The 20,161-nt window shown below is 49.5% G+C and carries 12 protein-coding genes and 1 rRNA gene; all 13 read right to left on the bottom strand.

The annotated features are described in order from the left end of the window. Positions 1-88, bottom strand: a 16S ribosomal RNA gene (locus tag AC58PV_RS34475); the annotation flags it as partial. Positions 89-312: 224 nt separating this feature from the next. After that, on the bottom strand, positions 313-1,326 hold the full coding sequence (locus AC58PV_RS34470; RefSeq protein WP_497437548.1) for a DUF1835 domain-containing protein: 1,014 nt from the start codon (positions 1,324-1,326) through the stop codon (positions 313-315). Positions 1,327-1,351: 25 nt separating this feature from the next. Then, positions 1,352-3,373: an NAD-dependent DNA ligase LigA gene (ligA, locus tag AC58PV_RS34465; protein ID WP_497437546.1), complete on the bottom strand. Its 2,022-nt coding sequence runs from the start codon at positions 3,371-3,373 to the stop codon at positions 1,352-1,354. Between the two features lie 72 nt (positions 3,374-3,445). Next, positions 3,446-5,851, bottom strand: a complete 2,406-nt coding sequence (pcrA, locus tag AC58PV_RS34460) for a DNA helicase PcrA (protein WP_497437545.1) — start codon at positions 5,849-5,851, stop codon at positions 3,446-3,448. Next, positions 5,841-6,542: a heptaprenylglyceryl phosphate synthase gene (pcrB, locus tag AC58PV_RS34455; RefSeq protein ID WP_497437543.1), complete on the bottom strand. Its 702-nt coding sequence runs from the start codon at positions 6,540-6,542 to the stop codon at positions 5,841-5,843. Before pcrB ends, pcrA begins: the two co-directional genes overlap by 11 nt. 177 nt (positions 6,543-6,719) lie before the next feature. After that, positions 6,720-7,193 carry a hypothetical protein gene (locus tag AC58PV_RS34450; protein ID WP_497437542.1) on the bottom strand — a complete coding sequence of 158 codons (474 nt, stop codon included), beginning with the start codon at positions 7,191-7,193 and terminating at the stop codon, positions 6,720-6,722. A gap of 506 nt (positions 7,194-7,699) precedes the next feature. After that, positions 7,700-8,572, bottom strand: a complete 873-nt coding sequence (locus AC58PV_RS34445; protein WP_497437540.1) for a spore coat protein — start codon at positions 8,570-8,572, stop codon at positions 7,700-7,702. 28 nt (positions 8,573-8,600) lie between these two features. Further along, positions 8,601-8,825 carry a hypothetical protein gene (locus AC58PV_RS34440; protein WP_068669367.1) on the bottom strand — a complete coding sequence of 75 codons (225 nt, stop codon included), beginning with the start codon at positions 8,823-8,825 and terminating at the stop codon, positions 8,601-8,603. 113 nt (positions 8,826-8,938) lie between these two features. Next, the gene (locus AC58PV_RS34435) at positions 8,939-9,871 is read right to left on the bottom strand and encodes a DUF4340 domain-containing protein (protein ID WP_497437538.1); all 933 of its coding nucleotides are present in this window, start codon (positions 9,869-9,871) and stop codon (positions 8,939-8,941) included. Next, positions 9,868-11,256: a GldG family protein gene (locus AC58PV_RS34430; RefSeq protein ID WP_497437537.1), complete on the bottom strand. Its 1,389-nt coding sequence runs from the start codon at positions 11,254-11,256 to the stop codon at positions 9,868-9,870. The genes AC58PV_RS34435 and AC58PV_RS34430 overlap by 4 nt, the downstream gene beginning before the upstream one ends. A 5-nt stretch (positions 11,257-11,261) precedes the next feature. Beyond that, positions 11,262-11,978, bottom strand: coding sequence for an ABC transporter permease (locus AC58PV_RS34425; RefSeq protein ID WP_497437536.1), 717 nt, complete (start codon positions 11,976-11,978; stop codon positions 11,262-11,264). After that, on the bottom strand, positions 11,971-13,062 hold the full coding sequence (locus AC58PV_RS34420) for an ABC transporter ATP-binding protein (RefSeq protein WP_497437535.1): 1,092 nt from the start codon (positions 13,060-13,062) through the stop codon (positions 11,971-11,973). The genes AC58PV_RS34425 and AC58PV_RS34420 overlap by 8 nt, the downstream gene beginning before the upstream one ends. 169 nt (positions 13,063-13,231) lie before the next feature. Further along, positions 13,232-20,038, bottom strand: coding sequence for an S-layer homology domain-containing protein (locus AC58PV_RS34415; RefSeq protein WP_497437533.1), 6,807 nt, complete (start codon positions 20,036-20,038; stop codon positions 13,232-13,234). Between the last annotated feature and the right edge of the window lie 123 nt (positions 20,039-20,161).

Raw genomic sequence — 20,161 nt, 5'->3', positions numbered from 1 at the left:
CTTATCCCGAAGGATAAACCCGCTCGACTTGCATGTATTAGGCACGCCGCCAGCGTTCGTCCTGAGCCAGGATCAAACTCTCCATAATAGAAAAGCTTAATTGTACTCATTGACTTGCTAGCGAGATTTTGCAATCTCAATTGTAGTCACTTGCGTGACTGAATTTGCTGATTTGCTTCATTCATTTGTTCAGTTTTCAAAGAGCTTTATTGCGTTACCGTTTAAAGCGTTAATGCATCGCTCTTGCGGTGACAAGAACATATATTATCAGGTTTCAAAATGAAATGCAAGCATCTTTTTAAATACATTATCTTACAGCTTGGCAAAGCCTGTTCTTACTGCATTTTGGCGCCAAACATTCTTCCTGCCAAGCAAATGTACGCCACCAATCCATTCGTCGATTCCGTTCAGAACGATATGATCTTGCTTACACGTAAGAATACGTTTACCCAATTCTGTTATCTTTACTCTGTAATTTGCAAATTGTGGCGGCCATGCTTCATGGTAACTCGGCAGCTTATCACCACCAAACACTCGGATAAGGGGCTGCTCGCAATGCCAAATCCCATTCAAGAGGCCAAAGAATTGCAAATCACCTAAGCCATAGTGGCTGGCTTGCTCGGAAAGTTTTTGAAACAAAGAGGAAGGAGACACTTCTTCATCCCCTAACAGCTCCAGCGTCAACTGCTGAATGGCTGACAAGCCATTTTGAATAGAGGGGAAGCGAGCTGTATGGGCCTCTAGGGCCTTTTTAAGAAAAGGAAGAGGTGATAGATCTCCTTCTAATAAAGAAGCCATAAGATGAGGCTCAGAAGCCGAATAGGCTGTCCACACTTGGCGGGCAAGGTCTAGTTGCGCTGTCGCAACAGGCAACCATGTGCCATGTAAAGTTAGAGTTTGCTCCACGGTTAACTGGCCCAAGCCATAGAAAGGGTCTACCCCAGGGAAAGCATCTATACATATCAACGAAAGTTGGAAGGAACGACGTGGCAATCCATCGATTCTCGCAAGCAGATAACACAGCATCAATTGGTCATATAAATCATGTTCAAACCATAGGACAACCTCATCCACTTCATCCGCGAGCGTATCTAGCCTCGATTCTTGCTGCATTGTCTGCGACGTGAAAGTATCCAAGGGTATACCGTAACGGTTATTCATATATACTGCTCTTTGGTATAAAAGGGGACTATCTGTCATCCCCATGCCGATTGGCCCCTCATAGAGCGACTCGCGCCACACCAAAATCTCACCATCGATACCGGATGCGCTCAGCTTATCGCCAAACGAGTCTCCGTTGACGATATGTAGTGTTTTTGTCGGCATGGCGCTGTCACCTCTCTTCTATAGATTAAGCTTCACCTAGCAATTGCAAAAGCTCCTGCTCATCTTCAATAATTCGAATACCTAACTCCTGCGCCTTGGTCAACTTGCTGCCTGCGCTTTCGCCTGCGATCACGATGTCCGTCTTTTTGGAGACGCTGCCGGTGATTTTGGCTCCCATGGCTTCGAGCTTCTTCGCACACTCGTCGCGACCCATGGAGGAAAGCGTTCCTGTGAGGACGATCGTTTTGCCGAAGAATGGATTATCTTCGCTGGCTACGATGACTGGTGCTTCGTCTGCGACGGGGTTCACGCCTGCGGCTAGCATCCGCTCAATGCTGGATACCATCACAGGGTCACGGAAGAACGAGTGAATGCTCTCCGCTACGATACCGCCCACGTCGGGAAGGGTAATTAGCTCCTCTGTCGTCGCTTCCATGATGCGCGAAAGGCTGCGATAGTGATCGGCCAGCACTTTTGTGGTCGTCTTGCCCGAGTTGGGTATGCCTAAAGCATACAGAAAAGACGCGAGGTCGCGGGATTTGCTCTTATCAAGGGCGCCAAGAAGGTTGCGCGCCTTCTTCTCGCCAAAGCGATCGAGCTTGACGAGATCGTCGAATTGCAAGGTGTACAGATCCGCTGGATCGCGGACACCCAGCTCTTGATGCAGCTGTGAAGCGGTCATCTCGCTGAAAAATTCAATGTCCATCGCATCGCGCGAAGCAAAATGCGCCATCCGGCCGACGAGTTGAGGAGAACAGCCGAGTCGGTTTAGGCAGAAGAGATGCGCTCCACGCATCTCGAGCTCACTGCCGCAGGACGGGCAATGCGTCGGTGCGACGATTTCCTGGCCGTCATTCTCCTCGGTAACTTTGCCGAGAATCTCTGGAATGACGTCATTCGACCGGCGAATGTAGACGAGGCTGCCGAGCGCGTGCTTGAGGTTCTTGCGCTCAATGTCGCCAACGTTGTTGAGCGTGCAGTTCTGCACCGTCACGCCAGCGAGATCGACAGCTTCTACACGGGCTAATGGCGTGATTTTGCCCGTACGCCCGACTTCCCAGGAAACGCTTTGCAGCGTTGTCATCGCTTCTTCCGCTTCAAACTTGTAGGCAATCGCCCAGCGCGGGAACTTGTCCGTATAACCGAACACTTCTCGTGTGCGCATGTCCGTCAGCTTCACGACGCTTCCATCAATGAGGAAATCGAAACTGGACCGCTCTTCTGCAATGCGTTCCAGCTCGCTGCTTACCTCTTCAATTGTAGAGAAGTACCGTGTGCGGTTATTCACTTTAAACAGGTTGTCGCGCAAAAACTGTACCATATCGGCATGATTGTCAAATTGGAGGTCGCTGCTATACCCCACATTATAGAAGAATGCGTTCAGCTTGCGCTCTGCGGTCAGTTTGGGGTTCTGATTACGCAGGGCTCCTGCTGCGGCGTTTCGCGCGTTTTTGAGCGGCTCTGCGGCCGTCTTATTGTACGTTTCAAGGACGGACAGGAACATGACGCCCTCGCCTTGCACTTCAATCGTCCCTTGATCGTAAGGAATCTCTAGCGGGATCGATTTGATCGTTTTGACTTGGGCCAAAATGCCCTCGCCAACGGTACCGTTCCCCCGCGTGGACGCTTGGACCAGATGACCTTGCTCATAGGTAAGATTCAGTGTAAGCCCATCAAACTTAAGTTCTACAACGTACGTCGGGTCTGGCAAAGGCGTCTCAGGGTTCTTGCTGTTGTAATCTGCAATCAGCTTGTGTACACGTGCATGCCAGGCTGCCAAATCACCAGCATTCTGTGCTTTATCCAGACTCCAGAGTCGTGATAGATGACGATGGGGTTCAAAGCCTTTGAGGATATCTCCGCCTACGCGATGCGTAGGCGAAGCAGGCAGGGTTACCCCTGTCTCCTGCTCCAGTATGGACAATTTATCATATAGTGCATCCCACTCCGCGTCAGAGATCGTAGGCTGATCCAGCGTATAGTAATTATGATTATGCTTGTTGATTTCTTGGATGAGGGTTTTCATTACCGCGAGTTTATCGGTCATGCGGACTCTTCCTCTCTCAATGGGAATGGTTATGGGACAAAGCAGAGCAAAGCTTAACAAAGCAGAGCGCTCCTACACCTTCGTGATCGGAGCGAATTTCGCGAGCAGGCGCTTCAAGCCAACGGGCGCCGGGAAAGCAATCTGCAGCTCGGTGTCATCACCCGCGCCCCTCACGGACACGACGGTGCCGACGCCCCACTTGCCATGCGACACGCGGTCGCTGGCTTTGTAGTCCGTCGCACCGCTGCCTGCGGCAGGCTGCGGCGCCCGGAACGCAGCCGGTTTCGGTGCGGCTGCGGGGGTTGGCGCAGCCGCAGGGCTTGGCCGTCCGCTGAAAGAGGACGGCGTTCCTGTCCGCCCACCGAAGGCGGACGGTGTGCCCCAGGCAGACGAGCCGGTGGCGCTGCCACCGCGGCTCGACGATGCAGCGGCGCTCCCGCCGCTGCCCCAGGACGAGGTGCCGCCGGAACGGCCGCCTCGGGAGAAGCCACCGCTGCTGCCGCCAGCGGAGACGGTTTCCAGGAGTTCCTTCGGAATCTCCTGCAGGAATCGCGACGGCGCGTTCGCGGCGGAGCGGCCGAAGAGCGTGCGCATGCGCGCGCACGTGAGGAACAGCTCTTGCTCGGCGCGCGTGATGCCCACATAGGCCAGACGGCGCTCCTCTTCGAGTTCTTCATTGTCGGCGAACGCACGGCTGTGCGGGAAGACGCCTTCTTCCATCCCGATGATGAAGACAACCGGGAACTCCAATCCTTTGGCACTGTGCATCGTCATGAGGACAACAGCGTCCTGCTCTTCTGCAGGTTTGTCCTTATCCAGCGTATCGATATCCGCGATCAATGCCAGATCGGTAAGGAAGGAAATGAGGGATTTATCCTCATTGCGTTTCTCGAAGTCCATGGTCACGGACAGGAACTCTTCTATATTTTCGAGACGAGCCTTGGATTCAATGGTATTCTCGCGCTCCATCTCCAGTCGGTACTGAGACATTTCAAGAATCTTCTCGGTCAGCTCTGTTACGGACAGGTAGTCGACCATACGGTTGAGGTTATCAACCATTTCACGGAAATCGGTAAGAGCGTGTTTCGCCTTCGTATTGATTTCGAGGGAGTCCACTTCCTCTAACATGGCAAAGAGCGAAAGACCTCTTCGCGCCGCCATATCGGCTACTTTATCCATCGTGGTATCCCCAACGCCCCGCTTCGGCACGTTAACGATACGGTTAAGTGAAATATCGTCGTTCGGATTGGAAATGAGTCGCAAGTAAGCCAAAATATCCTTGATCTCTTTGCGATCATAGAACTTGACCCCGCCGACGATGGTATAGGCAATGTCTGATTTAATGAGAATTTCCTCAATAACCCGTGACTGTGCATTCGTACGGTATAGGATCGCGTGGTCGCCAAACCGCTTGCCACCAGACCTATTCTTATTGATTTCATTCGTGACGAAATAACCTTCATCATACTCGGAATCCGCTTGGTACAGCTTAATGGGCACGCCGCCTTCTTTATCTGTCCAAAGATTCTTCGGTTTACGACCCGAGTTGTTGCCGATGACTTTATTCGCCGCCTGCAAAATATTCGAAGTCGAGCGATAATTCTGCTCCAACAGAATTGCCGTTGCATCAGGGTAATCTTCTTCGAAATTGAGGATATTGCTAATATCCGCTCCGCGCCAACGGTAGATAGACTGATCACTATCCCCTACGACACAAATGCGTTTATGCTTGGACGCGATCATCTTACACAACATATACTGCGCTCTGTTCGTATCTTGATACTCATCCACATGAATATATTGAAATTTGTTCTGATAAAATTCCAGTACTTCTGGAACTTCCTTAAACAAATGAATCGTCGCCATAATCAAATCGTCGAAATCCAAGGAGTTATTGGCTCTAAGTTTCTTCTGATACAAGGTATAGATTTTCGAAGTCAGCCCATCGAAGTAATCACCGATTTTGTCTTCAAATTGTTTAGGAGAGATAAGTTCATTTTTGGCTGTGGAAATGGCCGCTTGGAATGCCTTGGGCTCATGCTTCTTCGTATCGATGTTGAGCTCTTTGCAGCAGGATTTGATGACAGACAACTGGTCGCCTGAATCTAGGATTGTAAAGTTCGAGGAAAAGCCGATCCGATCGATATCTTTGCGCAGCATGCGCACACACATCGAGTGAAAGGTGGACACCCAGATGTCAGCGCCACTTCCGCCAACCAACTTGCCTACACGATCTTGCATTTCACGAGCTGCTTTGTTCGTAAAGGTCAGTGCTAGAATGTTCCACGGCGCCGCCTTGCGCGTGCCAATCAGGTAAGCGATCCGATGCGTGAGCACCCGCGTCTTGCCGCTTCCCGCTCCAGCCATAATTAAGAGAGGGCCATCTACGGCTTCTACCGCTTTGCGCTGCTGAGGGTTCAACTTCTTGATTGCTTCTAAAATATTGACAGTTTCATTCACGTTAGAGTTACCTTCCATTTCTATCAAAGTTCACATTCACGGTCTGAAGCGCCTGCTCCAAGTCACTATATATAATGTTGCCGACCACAATGGTGTCTGCCGCTTCGGCTGCTTGTTGCGCTTTCTCTAAGGAATCAATCCCGCCGCCATACAATAAACGAGCATTCTCAAGCACCTGCCGCGTCCGACGAACGAGCTCCATATCCCCAAAGGTACCGCTATATTCCACGTACACAATCGACATGTGAAAGAGCTTGTCCGCCATACGCGCATATGCTGCTACGTCCTTCGCATCCAAGTTGGTTCGCGCTGAGGTCAGCTGAGCTGCCGTCGCTTCTTTATTCAATATAATGTAGCCTTCGGCTAGAATTTCGTCCCAATTCAGTAATGCGCCGTATTCCTTCAGCGCCTCATGGTGTTGCCCGACAATCCATTTCGGATCATCTGCATTCAACACAACGGGTATTAGAAACAGGTCAAAGCCAGGCACAATCGCTTCCTGATTCGAAATTTCTAAGACAACCGGAACCTCATATTGGCGAATTCGCGATAGAAGATCTACCGTGTTATCGAATGTCACACCTGAGGAGCCACCTACAAGAATGGCATCTGTACCCGATAAACAAAGCCGATCCAGCGCCTCGTCTGAGAGGTCCCGGTCGGGGTCGAGCTTAAATACATGTTTCCACTTGCGTATATCGACGATCAATTGTTTCCCTCCGATTAGGCGGCAATTCTGCCATACTAAGAACAGTCTATGCTACGCATTCTGGTGTGTCAAATGACAAAAGACGGGCTAATCGCCCGTCTTGGAGAGGAATATGCAACTGAACGTATCAGAGCTTCACGCAGGCTACAATTGCGCCGTAATACGTACAAATGTTCGTTACTTCACAACAATATTGAGAATTTTCTCTACATTGAGATCTTTATGGTCATTTTGCTGCAACTCGAGTTTAATTTCATGTGTACCTGTTGTTAAATTCGTGAGGGTTAACGGACCTGTTTTACCAATCATGGCTTTCTGCTTCCCATCCACATACAGGTGGAGATGCCCCACTCCCAGTACGTTCGCTTTATCCATATCATCTTCGGATAATTTGAAATTAGACGTTTGGTACGTGATCGTAACATTCTTCCCATCGACCTTGTAGTTGGCATCAATGCCAGGTTTCGCACTCGTCGTTGATGCTTTCGTACCAGTTCCCGTCTCCGTCTTCACTTGAACGGTTGTTGCAGTACCCGCATCCTTCGTCCCCGTTGCTACGGACGGGATGACCTCATCTTTGGAACCGCACGCCGTTGTTAATGCTCCCAGTACCACTAAAGTAGCTGCACCATATACCCATGTTTTTTTCATCAGCTTAAGCTCCCTTATCCCTAAGTTTGGACATCCTATGTTCCTTATATATGTAAGCCAAGCCGTACTCATTCCTGAATTAGAAAAATAGTGGGACAAATTCAGGGAAATATGAAGATAACTGGCTACGCCATCCTTCGGGGACGTATCAAACTGTTTTTATGAAAATATATGCCAACGGGATTTCAAACGGTATTGGTGCCGTTTTTGGAGGGACACGTAGGCTACACATTTGGTTAAAATGGAAAATATACAGCTATTTATGAGAAATTTCTTTGAAAACTCGATTTACCTGTAATATATGTAGTTAAAATCACTTTTTTCTTTGATATTGGTTAAAATGTATAAAATTAACTGTATTTTTTCCATCTATTTGCCTTTGACGCACCGTGTATGTACGAATGTGAAAATGATAAGTTCTATTGAAAAAAGACACCCTGCCAAGGAAGGCGAGGATGTCTGTATGTTGGATGCTTGGAAATGCTCTCTATCGTGATCACGCTTGCTTAGAAGTTATATTTATTACCTTCTTGTGATCTATTCATGTAAGAGTTCCCTTCGGAACTGGACGATGGCATACCTTGCTGTGTCCGGGAAACAATGCGTGCTTGCGCAGCTCTGCCTGTCCCCGTTATACCTGTATGCTCATTGGTATGGCTAGAAGAAGCTGCATATCCCTGGGATCCACGACCGTAGCTCGACTGCTCCTGGCCCGGATTGGAATATTGGTAGCTCCTTGTTGATGTTTGGTTATAAGAAGAGGACTGTTGCTGCGACTGACTTGGTGTATACCCTTGGCCTCGACCTTGTTGATTGTTGTACACTGCATTCGGATACTGGTTGGCATAGTTCACGGGTTGGAACGAAGGCGCAGGGGCTGCTGTTGGTGCTTGGTGCAGGGCTGCAACTTGGTTCTGACCTGAATGGAGTTGCCCTTGTTGCTGATTGTACGTTTGTCTTTGTTGGTACTGTTGCTCGGACTGATGGGACTGCGTTTGGTACGATTGAGGCTGTTGTGATTGCTGAGTGAAGCTTGCTGAAGTAGTTCCGCCAACATGCTGCCCAACGATGGATTGTACTTGTAAGGCTGTCTGGCTCTGCTTCTGAATCTCTTGCTCGATCATCTGTTGATCTGCCTGCTGAATTTGATAACCGCCAAGGCTTTGGATTTCTTGAAAAACAAGCGCTTGATCATCCAATGTTTTTTGCAGCAGCGTTTCAAAGGTTTGTCGAATGCTAGGATTAGCAGCTTCCAATGCAGCTGTTGTGTATTCACGCGCAGTGCGCTTCAATTCAGATAGGACGAAGTTGGCAAAGTCCAGATCTTCTAAATCTACTTGCTGCCCTTGGAGCGGTTGTTGCGAATTTTGCTGATACATGTCTATTGCACCTCCTTGTAGGTTCGAATTAGTGGGTCATGCCGGATTGCTGTTGCAGAGCATTGATTAGGATACTCATATTTTGCAATCGTTCTTGAGATAGGTGTGACAAAGTTTGCTTCAAAGACTGATTTTGGCTGTTCACCGCGCCTTGTACACAAAGCTTCGCTAACAATTCTTCATTCTTGAATGTATCGGATAGATACGAAAGTTCTTTACCTGAAATAGCTTGGTTCTCTTGCGTGTTGTACATGTGCATGTGACCTCCTTTCCTCTCCTTTATTTTTCCCAAAAAATGCCGTTTTATGTCGTTTTAACAAAAAAACTGCTTCACCACAGCAGGATCACTGTAGGAAGCAGTTTTTATTAGGAAGCTGGCTGCGCCGTTTTACCCGCATACGCATCTGCTACCTTTTGAATATCCTCGTAAGCTAACGCGTAGGCCCACTGCCCACCCTGCTTAGCTAACCACACTTGCTCGCCGCTCATTTTACCTTCATACACATCGGTAACGTCTTTCCCGTCTACCGTCATAGCTATCTCCAATGTAAGCTCTCCACCTGTCGTAGGCTTCGAAGGTGCCGCTTGCGGTAGTTCGCCAGAATGCAGGAAGATTAGTTGATCGAGGAGCGGACTTGCCTCCGTGCCCTTCATCTCTTTATCCCCGAGCTTCCAAGCTGCATCCGCAGCGACTTTATCTTTATCTGTCTTAGCAAGCGTCCACGACTGGCCCTTCCATGTCAATTTGACACTTTGCACCTTGTCGTTCTCTTGATGAATTGGACTTGTGTCGGCAAAGTCTACTGGCGTTTTGTTCAGCGAGGAGAGCGACTGATCACTGACTTGATACACAGCAGATGAGCCTTCCACTTGAACGTAAGAGAAGCCTTCAATCGGCAGGGCAGTCCCTACAACCAGTCCCTGTTTAGAGCCATCCTTCAGGGTAACTTCATAGGTGCCTACCGGTTTATCCAAACCATATTCAGCTAGATTCGTTGCTTGATCTTCCACAAGCTTAGTTGACGTCACTAGGCCTAACATATCTAACCAAGAGTCAACGCCATTCGAATTAACCGGCGCAGCCGCTGGCTTTTGCATATCCCAACCATTGGCCGTACGGCTTAATTCAATCTGCCCCTCTTCCGTTTTCACCGAGACAGTCTTCACTTCTTCTTGTTTCAGGGTTAGAAGGGACTTGGGTTCATCTTTCTTCTCTTGGAAGAAGTCCTTGCTTGAGGCGTACCAGAAACCACCGATGCAAATGACGACTAACAGAATTGTAGGAATAAACCGTTTCATCCTCTTCTCCTCCTCCACCAGATTAGGCCGCCAATAACGAGGAACAAGAGTGGCATGAACACGATCGTAATAAGGAAAATCGTATTCGCCTGGCTAGGCGTAATCATCGCCTGTTGGAACGCATCTCCTTGACGAGGACGGATCGTAATTTGGTCTTTCTGTTCTTGCAGCCAGCTAATGCTGTTCAGCGCAAAATCCTTATTCCCTTGATTCTGGATATCTTGATCTAAGATGAACGTAGAGCCACCGAGAATTACAGCCTTCGGTTTGTTATCTTTGTCAGCAATCGCATAACCCAAGTTCAACGGTCCTTTGACATCTGTTGTATCCTGTTTCGTTTTGGACTGCGCTAGCAAGTTGATGTCCGTTTCGCCATAAGCCTTATCCGTTGTGGTCAACAACAGGGACTTGGTGTAATCTGGCGTGCTTTCATCGGCATTTAAGCTAACCGCAAGGGAAAGCATGGTAATCAAATTATTGCTGGACAATTTATTGGTAATATCATGTGAACCATACTCCGGAATAATTGTTAAAGGGTCATACAAGGATGTTTGCTTCGTTTCGATGGCAATCGCGTGCTGATCTTGAACGCCAAATGTTTTCATGATGGCATCGATATTTTTCCACTTCGTCGCCATGTCCTTATTGAAGCCTAGCGCGATATAAATTTTGCCTTTGCCCTTCAAATAGGTCTGAATGAGCTCTGCTTCTTTATCGTTCAGATCGTTCTGCGGACCAAGCAGCATGAGCATTTGCGCATCATCCGGGATTTTACCCTCCACGTACAGGTTGAGATCCTTCACGTCGTAGTTAGCCGCCGCCAGGCTGCTTTTGAAAATACTCATGGCAGATGCCGGATACTCTTGATGACCTGACAGTAGGTAAACCGTATGTTTCTCTGTAGATGTCAGGCTTTGAATCGCTTGTGTAAACTTCTCTTCACCTGAGAATGTATACGAGCCGTCCTGTTGGCCGACGAACAGTTCGTAGAAGTTGATGTTTTGCTTTTTGGTGCCCATTTCGAAAATAATCGTTCCACCTTGGTCTACGCCATACTGTTTCGCCATCGAAGGCTGCTTCAGCATATCGTACTCATCGTAGGTGATTTTACTGCTTTGCTTCTTGTACTCCTGCACCATATCCGTGACTTGACGCGTCACAAAATCGTTGCCATCCCCACTATTCGTGAAGGCAATGACGTGGATATCTTGATTGAGATTTTTGATTGCAGCGGTTGTTTGCTCGGAGAGCGTGAAATTTTTGTTTTTCGTCAAATCGACCTGAAAGCCCTTAAGCGAATGTAGGAAGATCGTCAGAATAATGAAAATGCCGATAACCGCGATGGATAAAACAGTCGCATTCGTTCCCCGTATCCATTTATTCATGCCGCTCACCTCCAACGCTTTCTTTCAAGGACTTGTATACAAAGGACCAGGAACACGGCTGTTAACGTAATGTAAAAGAGGATATCGCCGCCATGGAATACGCCTTTTTGGAGGTTGCCCAAGTGACCAGTCAATGAGAATTGACCTACGTAATCCTTCAATTTACCCGTCATTGTGGAGCTGACCCAATCAAGCAGCCACAACAACAGCAAAATAACAAACCCTGTAATCCCCGCAACCATCTGATTATTCGACAAGCTGGATGCAAACAAGCCAATCGCCATCATCGCGCACCCTAATAGGAACATGCTAAGGTACGACAACCACGTTACAGGCATATCCAATGTACCGAACGATGACATGATCAGCGGATACACTAAGGAAATTGCCACTAGGCCGACTTGCACGATCAAGGCGGATAAATATTTGCCCAGCACGATTTCGCTAATTCCCGTAGGTGAGGTTAAAAGCAGTTCATCCGTACCTTGGCGGAACTCATCGGCGACCAGACGCATCGTTAATAGCGGAATAATGAACAGATAGATGAAGGTGGTGTTGCCCACGATGGAGCGCGCATCCACGATCGGCGGCTGTCCAGCTACGAAGTTAATATAGAAGAAAAAACTCGACAACAGCACATAGAAGGCAAACGCCACATACGCAACTGGCGAGAAGAAATACATTTGCAGCTCTTTGGAGCAAATGGCCCAGATTCTACGCATCAGTGTCACCCTCCTCTTGGTCTGCGCTGCTCGTGTCGGCCGGCTCGTCGGTTGTCAGCTTGAGGAAGATATCCTCTAGGCTAAGGCTTTCCCGCTTCATCGCCAGAATCGGCAAGCCCGCGCTAGCAAGACGGAAGAATACCGCTTCACGGATATCCTCTGCGCGATCTGCCGAGGTGACGAGGAGCTTGACAGACTCAGTCGGTGCGGCGGCTGCGGATGAAAGGACATCGGTGGCTTCGTCTGTGACTGCCTCTGCAGACTTCGCAGATTCCAAAGATTCAAGGGCAGGTGCCGCTGCGCCCGCTTCCGGCGCGTCGACTTCTTTCACTTCGCCGACGGACGGGAGGCTGCGCAGTTCGGTTAAGATCCGCTCGCGAGGTCCCTTGACCTCGAGCGACACCTCGAACGTCTCGCCCATCGTGCGGCCGAGATGCTCTGGGCGCTCGTCCAGGACGACGCGACCTTGGTTAATAATAAGAACGCGGTTACAAATCGCGTTAATTTCTGGCAAAATGTGCGTGCTCAGCAGCACGGTGTGGTTCTCGCCCAGCTCATGGATGAGCTGGCGGATCTCGATGATCTGCTTGGGATCGAGGCCCGACGTGGGCTCGTCCAGGATCAGCAGATCCGGTTGGTGCAGGATCGCTTGCGCGAGTCCGAGGCGCTGCTTGTAGCCCTTGGAGAGGGAGCGAATGATTTGCTTCTCGCGACCTTGCAGTCCAAGCTTGTCGATGGCTTCGCCGACACGGAGCTTTTGCTCGCGCGCAGGCACATCGCGCAGGTTGGCGATGAAGCGCAAGTATGACTGTACCGTCATCTCGGGGTACAGGGGCGGTGTTTCCGGCAAGTAGCCGATCTTGCGGCGCGCCTTCTTCGGATTGTCGGCCATCGAGTGGCCGTCCACCCAGATTCCACCATGCGTTGGATTCAGGTAACCTGTAATCATGCGCATCGTCGTTGTTTTGCCAGCACCATTCGGCCCTAAGAAGCCGACGATCTCACCGCGCTGCATCGAGAAGTCGATGTTATGCACGCCGCGATCATTTCCGTACAGCTTGCTGACTTGTTTGACCTCTAGCATCCAAGATCCCCCATTTCTTATGTACATATTATCCATCATCACTATACGGGTGGAACAATAAACCAACCTTAAGCAAATCTGAAAAATAGATTAAAATAATGTGTCTAAATTGTGAACTAATTGTGTTCTGTTGAAATTGAAAAAGGTGCCTAAAGGCACCTTCTCGTCATCAGTTATTTATAAACTCAACGTACTGCAACAGTCGAATGAGCATAACGGCCGCTTCCGCACGAGTAGCATTCGCCCCCGGCACAAAGGCACTGTCCGTTACGCCATTCATGATACCTGCGTTTACGGCATCAGCAACCGCATTCTTCGCATAACTGCTTATTTGTCCACTGTCCGTAAATGTGGACAGTCCTTTGCTAGCCTCGGTTGGTTTTTTGTCCAGCAGTTTCAGCACTCGCGTGATCATCACCGCCGCTTGCTCGCGCGTAATACTCGCATCTGGTTGAAAGGTGCCATTGTCAAAACCATCAATGATTCCTGCCTGTGTCGCCGCAGCGACCTCACCCGCGAACCAGCCGCTCGATTGAATATCGGCATAGTTGCCCGCTTCCTCCTGAGGCAAGCTGAGTGCACGAGCAAGCAAGACCGCGAATTGAGCACGGGAAATTTGCGCTTGCGGTGCGAATTCATTCGCTGTCGTTCCTTGAATCACAAGCTTTGAAGCCAATAGCTCCACGGCTGACTTCGCCCAGTGATTACTCAGGTCTTCGAAGGATTTACTCGATTCAACGACAGTAATGATCCCGGCTGTTTTCATTTTAACCGTCACCTGTGCCGTATTTCCTGCGACCGTGATGATCGCCGGAAGAAAACGCAGCTGCCCTGTTAGCGGGTCAACAGAAACTGCGGTCAATTTCTTCGGATCGGTGGCACCCGCCACGTTGAATGTGCCCATCGCATAAGCACCGTTAAAATCACCTATACTTGTTTGACGGCCGCCCGCTTCTGCATGCAACGTAATTTCAATAGGGTCCGCGACAGGCTTCACGCCAGCCTGCTTTGCATAATCATGCATGGCATCAGCTGTCGTACTGGCAACCGGACTAACCGATAGGCTCAATTTGATGTCTTCGGCTTTGGCCCCTAACTTCTTGGATAATTCGTTTATGTCAACGGATGCGAGTGGCAGATTTACTGTCAGGATATCCTGCTGCAGACGCAACCATGCATGTGGAGCCTTACTTTGCGCTGCGCTCACGGCCGACGCTGGCAACTGGATTTTCACCCCAGCCTCCATCTCTTGTACTTCGACTACGATCGTTTGTTTCCCATCCTGCAAGGCTTCCGCTGCCTTCAAGAAGGCAGCCTCTTCAATAACACGACTAGCTATGGTGCGTCCGTCCGGCGTCTTCTCAAACCCCGCTATTATATTCGTAATTTGAGCGCCACTTGGGTGAGTCTGAATCGATTGTCCAGCTGACGTTTGTCCACCACTGGATACACCACCACCAGACATACCCCCAGGGGCACCTCCCGGTGTATCATCAGGAGTATCGTCAGGGTTGCCCCCTGACCCGCCATCTACTGGCGGGTCAACAGAGGGAGTTTGGCTCGACGTATACGTAAGTGGAATCCGGAATGAAGCGCCAGCCGCAATGTTATAAATAAATCCTTTGCTAAAATCATTAGGATCCTTATACGACCGAACCAATGTGATATCTCCAATGTCGAGCTTCATGTGAGTGTCGTCCACCACGGTCACACCTTGAACCGTATATGCGGCATTGCCGACGCCATCATTCTGGATAATCACACTTTTCCCAACCAAATCGGCAGGCAGGACAGAAACCCCTGCAACTTCTACAACAATCTCATTATGCTGCGATAGGGTTTGCGTAAAGCTCGTAACGGTTCCGGTAATAGCCCCCACATGTGCCTGCCCTTCTTCATCACCCTTGCGGATATACGAGCCGTCATGCAAATACGTGTTGACCTTCCCGTCGTCTTGCACTGAATACACACCCAAAAAGCCTTTAAACGCCAATGTATAGTCGGCATCCGGCAGTTCAACCGAGTAAGCCTTGGTTGCATCCAGAGAACTGATGATATAATCCGTTCTGCCGTTCTGCAACGTCACACGAACAGCCCGAACCTCGCTGTCTGGCGCAGCCTGACCACCATCTTTCACAACCAATGGCGTAATCGAAGTAATAAAGCGTTCTCCTTTATACGGCTCAATAATCGAAGTAAATAGACTATCCAAATTCGTGCCATTACGGTGCGCAATCATGTAACGCAATGTTGCCGGATTCCCTACCTTATTCGTTGGCGGCACACCGTCGGCCAGTGCGACATCGTCCACATCTCCCAGCATGGTTAAACGCAAGTGAACATCAGTTGGAGACCCGCTGCCTTGGCCATACACATTCCATGTATCTTTCACGTTCCAGTCGATACTGAATTGTTCCGATGGCGAGGCATCACGTTCCACATTTTTCAAATAATGAAAACCACTGCCCATATAAAGAGGCCCGTCGATATCATCATAACGCTGAGCATACGCCACATTAGGTCCTGCGTAGGTGCCTGTTGGCTGTGCTGTGAAATTCAAGCCTTCGGTCGTAACGGTTCCATCTGCGCCGTGGAAGCTGAAATAGTGATCACTTCCTCCTTTTACCCGGAACAGGTCGACGGTATAGGAATTCTCCTCATCAGCCTTAATCATGGCCGTCGTTCGTTTGTACAAACTTGTCTGCGGATACACATCCGGAGATTCCACATCAATCAGCTTCACCAAGTCCGTACTGTCAAAATGATTCGGATCCGCAGCCGCTACATTCTCATTCTGTTTGCGCGCATCGACGTTTACCGTATTGTGGCTGATCGTGTTAACCACCCACTGCGCCCGGTGCATATCGACATTATCTGCGTATTCCGGATACCCCAAATCCGGCGACAAATCAAGGCCGAAGGCATGCATGCCGATGTTCAGCGTATCTCGGTGGCCGTGAGTCGAGTCGCGCCCATAGAACATCCATACGTCTCTCAGCGTGTTCTTCGCATCCGTCTGTGCATCACGCAAGACGCGTGCATCCTCATTCAGCAAGTTCAATACGCGAATACCCATGGTATAGCCGCTGGATGACGCATTCTTCCCGTTGCCTACAAAAGCGATCTGGTGTGTGCCCTGTGTCAAATTCATCCGCTTCAATGTCATGTATGAACTTGAATCTTCCCCATAGAAATCCAGGTCTTTGACAAATTGCCCATCAATCGAAATGCGGTAGATGCCGGATCCCGGTCCCTTGATCGCCAGTACATCGAGATCATAGTCGTCTGTTTCGGGAACGTCGAACTCAAATGTTGCCATTTCCCCGTTTTGCGCCACTTCCATTAGAACAGAACCCGACTCTTCGACAAATTTCAGCGGTTTACTCTGCGCCGACACCGTCATGCCGCCAAAGCCAAGCCGCGTTCCATACGTAACGTCAGGGCTTTCCCCATCCCGCAAAGCCGTAAAGCCATATCCACTTACATTTATACTTTTTAAATCTAGAAGGCCGTATTGACCAATGGCAGCTTGTATACGATCAGCGATTGCGTTCGGATTGGCCGCAAATACGTCTGTATGAATGCCATCCGTTGTATTATTGTTCATGTAATAGATTAGCTGAGCATAAATCGGGTCGCCGTATTTATCGAAAGCTTTGACGAGATCCGACATGCGATAAACGAGAAACGGATTGCCCGTGCGCCCAGTATCCCCGATGTTAGCTGTATATTTCTCACTCAGTAAAAGAGGGTTCATTGCCGAGAACATTTTTTGAAACTTCATATTTTGATACAAATCGGCACCAGGATACAGGTCGTAGCCTTCCAAAATATCAGCCGTCATCCGGTGGGTTTGGAGCCACAGCAAATTATATCCGGGTGAACTTTCATTCCCGTTCCCATCCCTATCCACATTGGCAACTAGGGAGTTCAAAATATTCCCGCCTGTCAACCGTGTTGGATTAAACAAGACTTCTCCGGTTTGGAAAATAAAGTCCAGCCACTCCTTCGTATCCGGCAGCGTATCGTAGACCACGGCGGCCATGGCCAAAGCGCTTTGGTGCATACCGTCATTGCCTAAAATCTGCGTCTTTTTCACGGCCGGAAACACTTGTTTCACAATGCCATCCTCAATGTTGCGACGGATCGCGGACCCGCTGTTTTTCGCATTGGTATTCCGCTTATCAACCGCTTTCTGCTGCAAAAATTGAATCGTCGCCGGGTCATCCATCGCTGGGAAGAAGGCATCATAAGCGCTTAAATAGGTCTTGATATTCTCCGTTTCCCAAATACCCCCGACGACTTTGCCTTGACCGACCGACTTGCCCCATGAATTGATGAAGGCCGCCCGGTCATACTTGCTTACATCCATCTCCGGATACATATCCGCCACACGATCTAGCATGATCGTACCTGCCCGGGCGTATTTGACATCCCCGGTGTATAAGTACGCGTCGCGGAAGGCAACCAACGCCTGCGTAATCAACGAATTCTCGCGATACCACACGAACCAGTGCACATAGTAAGCAATGAAGGTGTAGCGATTCCCTTGATCATCTACCCAGCCAAGTCCATCATCTACGCCCCAAGTCGGCCCTTTCTCGGGATAGAGGGTGTTGACCAGCAGACTTCGATCTGCGAGTTCCGGCCGAAACATGCCATGCTCATCCAAGCCGCTGTTGTAAAAAGCTCCGAAATCGTTCGTTGGAAATTTGTATCCGCTGGAAGGGTCTACGATTTTCCATGGCTCGTTCAGCGGATTCGCTTGATACGGATAATTGCCGAATTGTTCAACGGCTTTGCCCGTCACAGGGCTGCCTAACGCCTGATTGACGGCGTAGCTTCTCGGAAGCGTCTGGCCCGGAATTGCATGCCAGAGAAAATCCAATCCTTTAGCCAAATACGTATCTGCTTTGGAAACAGCCGCATCCTTCATACTTTTCGCCCATTGCAATTGCGCAACATTTTGGCGCGCAGCCGCAACTTTCTCAGGGCTGTACAGCGTCGTCCTGGTTTTGCTATTGGAGACTGTGCCGGATCTTATGAATGTTGCACTGTCGAAATAAACCGTACCTCCCGTTGTCTCAGACGTGCCTAACCGCAAGCTGACATAAGCGGCCTGACTCGGGGTTACACTCGTAAGCGTGATCGGCTCCCATACATTACCCGAGACCCCAGTCTGAGATTGCGATGACAGCAATACCTTATCTGCATCCCAGAATTCAAGTTCTAGCTTGGCCGTCCCCGCGCTTGCAAAGGCTCTCACACCCGAGGTATAGGTCATCCCCGGCGATACGGAAATAAGATGGCTGCGTAGCGCAGACTTTTGGCCAGTGATATTCGTGACTTTCACGCTGTGTGTCCCTTCGGACAAGGGTGCATTCGCTATTTCCACAGTACCATCAACCGCGCGCCATTGACTCGGTCTTGTGTTGTCCAACTTTTCAAAAGCACCGTTATTTAAGTTGGCGCTTGCATCCGGAGGCGTCTCGCTGAAGCTAACATCGTCCCAATAAGTCGTACCCACGTTCGCAGCACCTGACCATAGCCTGACTGAGGCGAACTTCGCCCCCGCAGGCACGACACCGGAAGCACGGACCGGCTTCCAGGCATTCAAGGTACTGCTTGACGCAAGTACATTCGATATGTTGTTAGCGGCATTCGTGCTGGCATCATTCCAAAATTCCAGAAAAACCGTAGGACTGCCGGACTCGTTATAAGCAAAAGCCTCCGCTTGATAGTTGACCCCCGGCGTAACCGGAATGAGCTGGCTTCGCACACCAAAGCCGTTGCTGGCATCCGTATCCGTGATTCGCAGACTGTTATCTCCCGAGCGTTTCCTTACTTGTGAAGCGGCAATATTCCCGCCATACAGGGACGTCCAAAACCTAGGCATGTTGTTCGCCAACATCTCCATGTCGCCATTCTTCAGCAGTATATTCGGATTGGAAATCACTTCATTGAAGGTAACATCATCGAAATAGGAAGTTCCTACATCCGCTTTTCCTGAATAAAGTCTCAATCTGACAGAGACCGCATCCGCCGGGGCAACTTGTGAAACAAAGAGCTGCTTCCACTGACCTGTGGTTGAATTCGTGTCTCGGGGCGTGACACTCGTTATTGAAGCTCCCGCGGCATTGAGAAAATCGAAATAAAGATGCGAGCTGCCTTGCGTGCCTGGGGTATTATAGGAATAAATAGAGGCCTCGTATTCTTTTCCACCCGTAATCGGTATAACCTGACTGCGCAAATCAACGGATATCGTAGTATCAGGGTCTGTTAACTGCACGCTGTAGACACCGCTATGTACGGTAGTCGTAGACGGAGCTATTGTCGTCCATGCCCCGCTCCAGTCACCCCAACCGACAGGTCTTCCATTCGTGATTTGCTCAAATCCGCTGTTTTTAGGAGGGATGACCTCACCAATCGTAGCATCATCAAAATAGGAAGTACCCGCATCTGCTTTACCGGAGTAAAGCCTCAATACGGCATAAGCGGCAGTAGCAGGCGCAACTTGAGAAACATAGAGAGACTTCCACTGGCTCACGGTTGAATTCGTGTCTCTAGGCGCCACGAGCGAAACGTTGCTCGCATTAAAAAACTCGAGATAGAGATAGGTACCGCCTGTTTTACCCGGATTATTATAAGAATAGATAGTGGCCTCATATTCCTTGCCGACCGTCACCGGAATCCTCACGCTGCGCAAGTCAACAGATGTCGTCGTACTGTCTGGATCGAATAACTGTACACTGTAAACGCCGCTGTGTACCGTCGTCGTGGACGAAGAGATCCCCGTCGCGTTCCAATCCGTCCAGCTGACAGGCTTTCCATTCGAACCCACTTGCTCGAAGCCGCTGTTAAGGAGCACAGACGGCGAATCCGCACGCGCCTTGGCAGGAAATACGCCAAGCACAGAAAAAACCATCAACAACGACAAACATGCAGCAATCCATTGCCGGAATTTACTCCGATACATCAATCATCATTCCTCTCTTATTTCTATGAATTCATTTCGTTTAGTAAGCGTTTACATTAATGATGTTGCTTATTATACAGCTGCTGCGGTTCACAAACTATGCGTTCATTTCAATAAAGTGTG

Source organism: Paenibacillus sp. J22FR83 (assembly GCF_059691955.1).
This window is presented reverse-complemented; position numbering and strand designations above follow the sequence as displayed.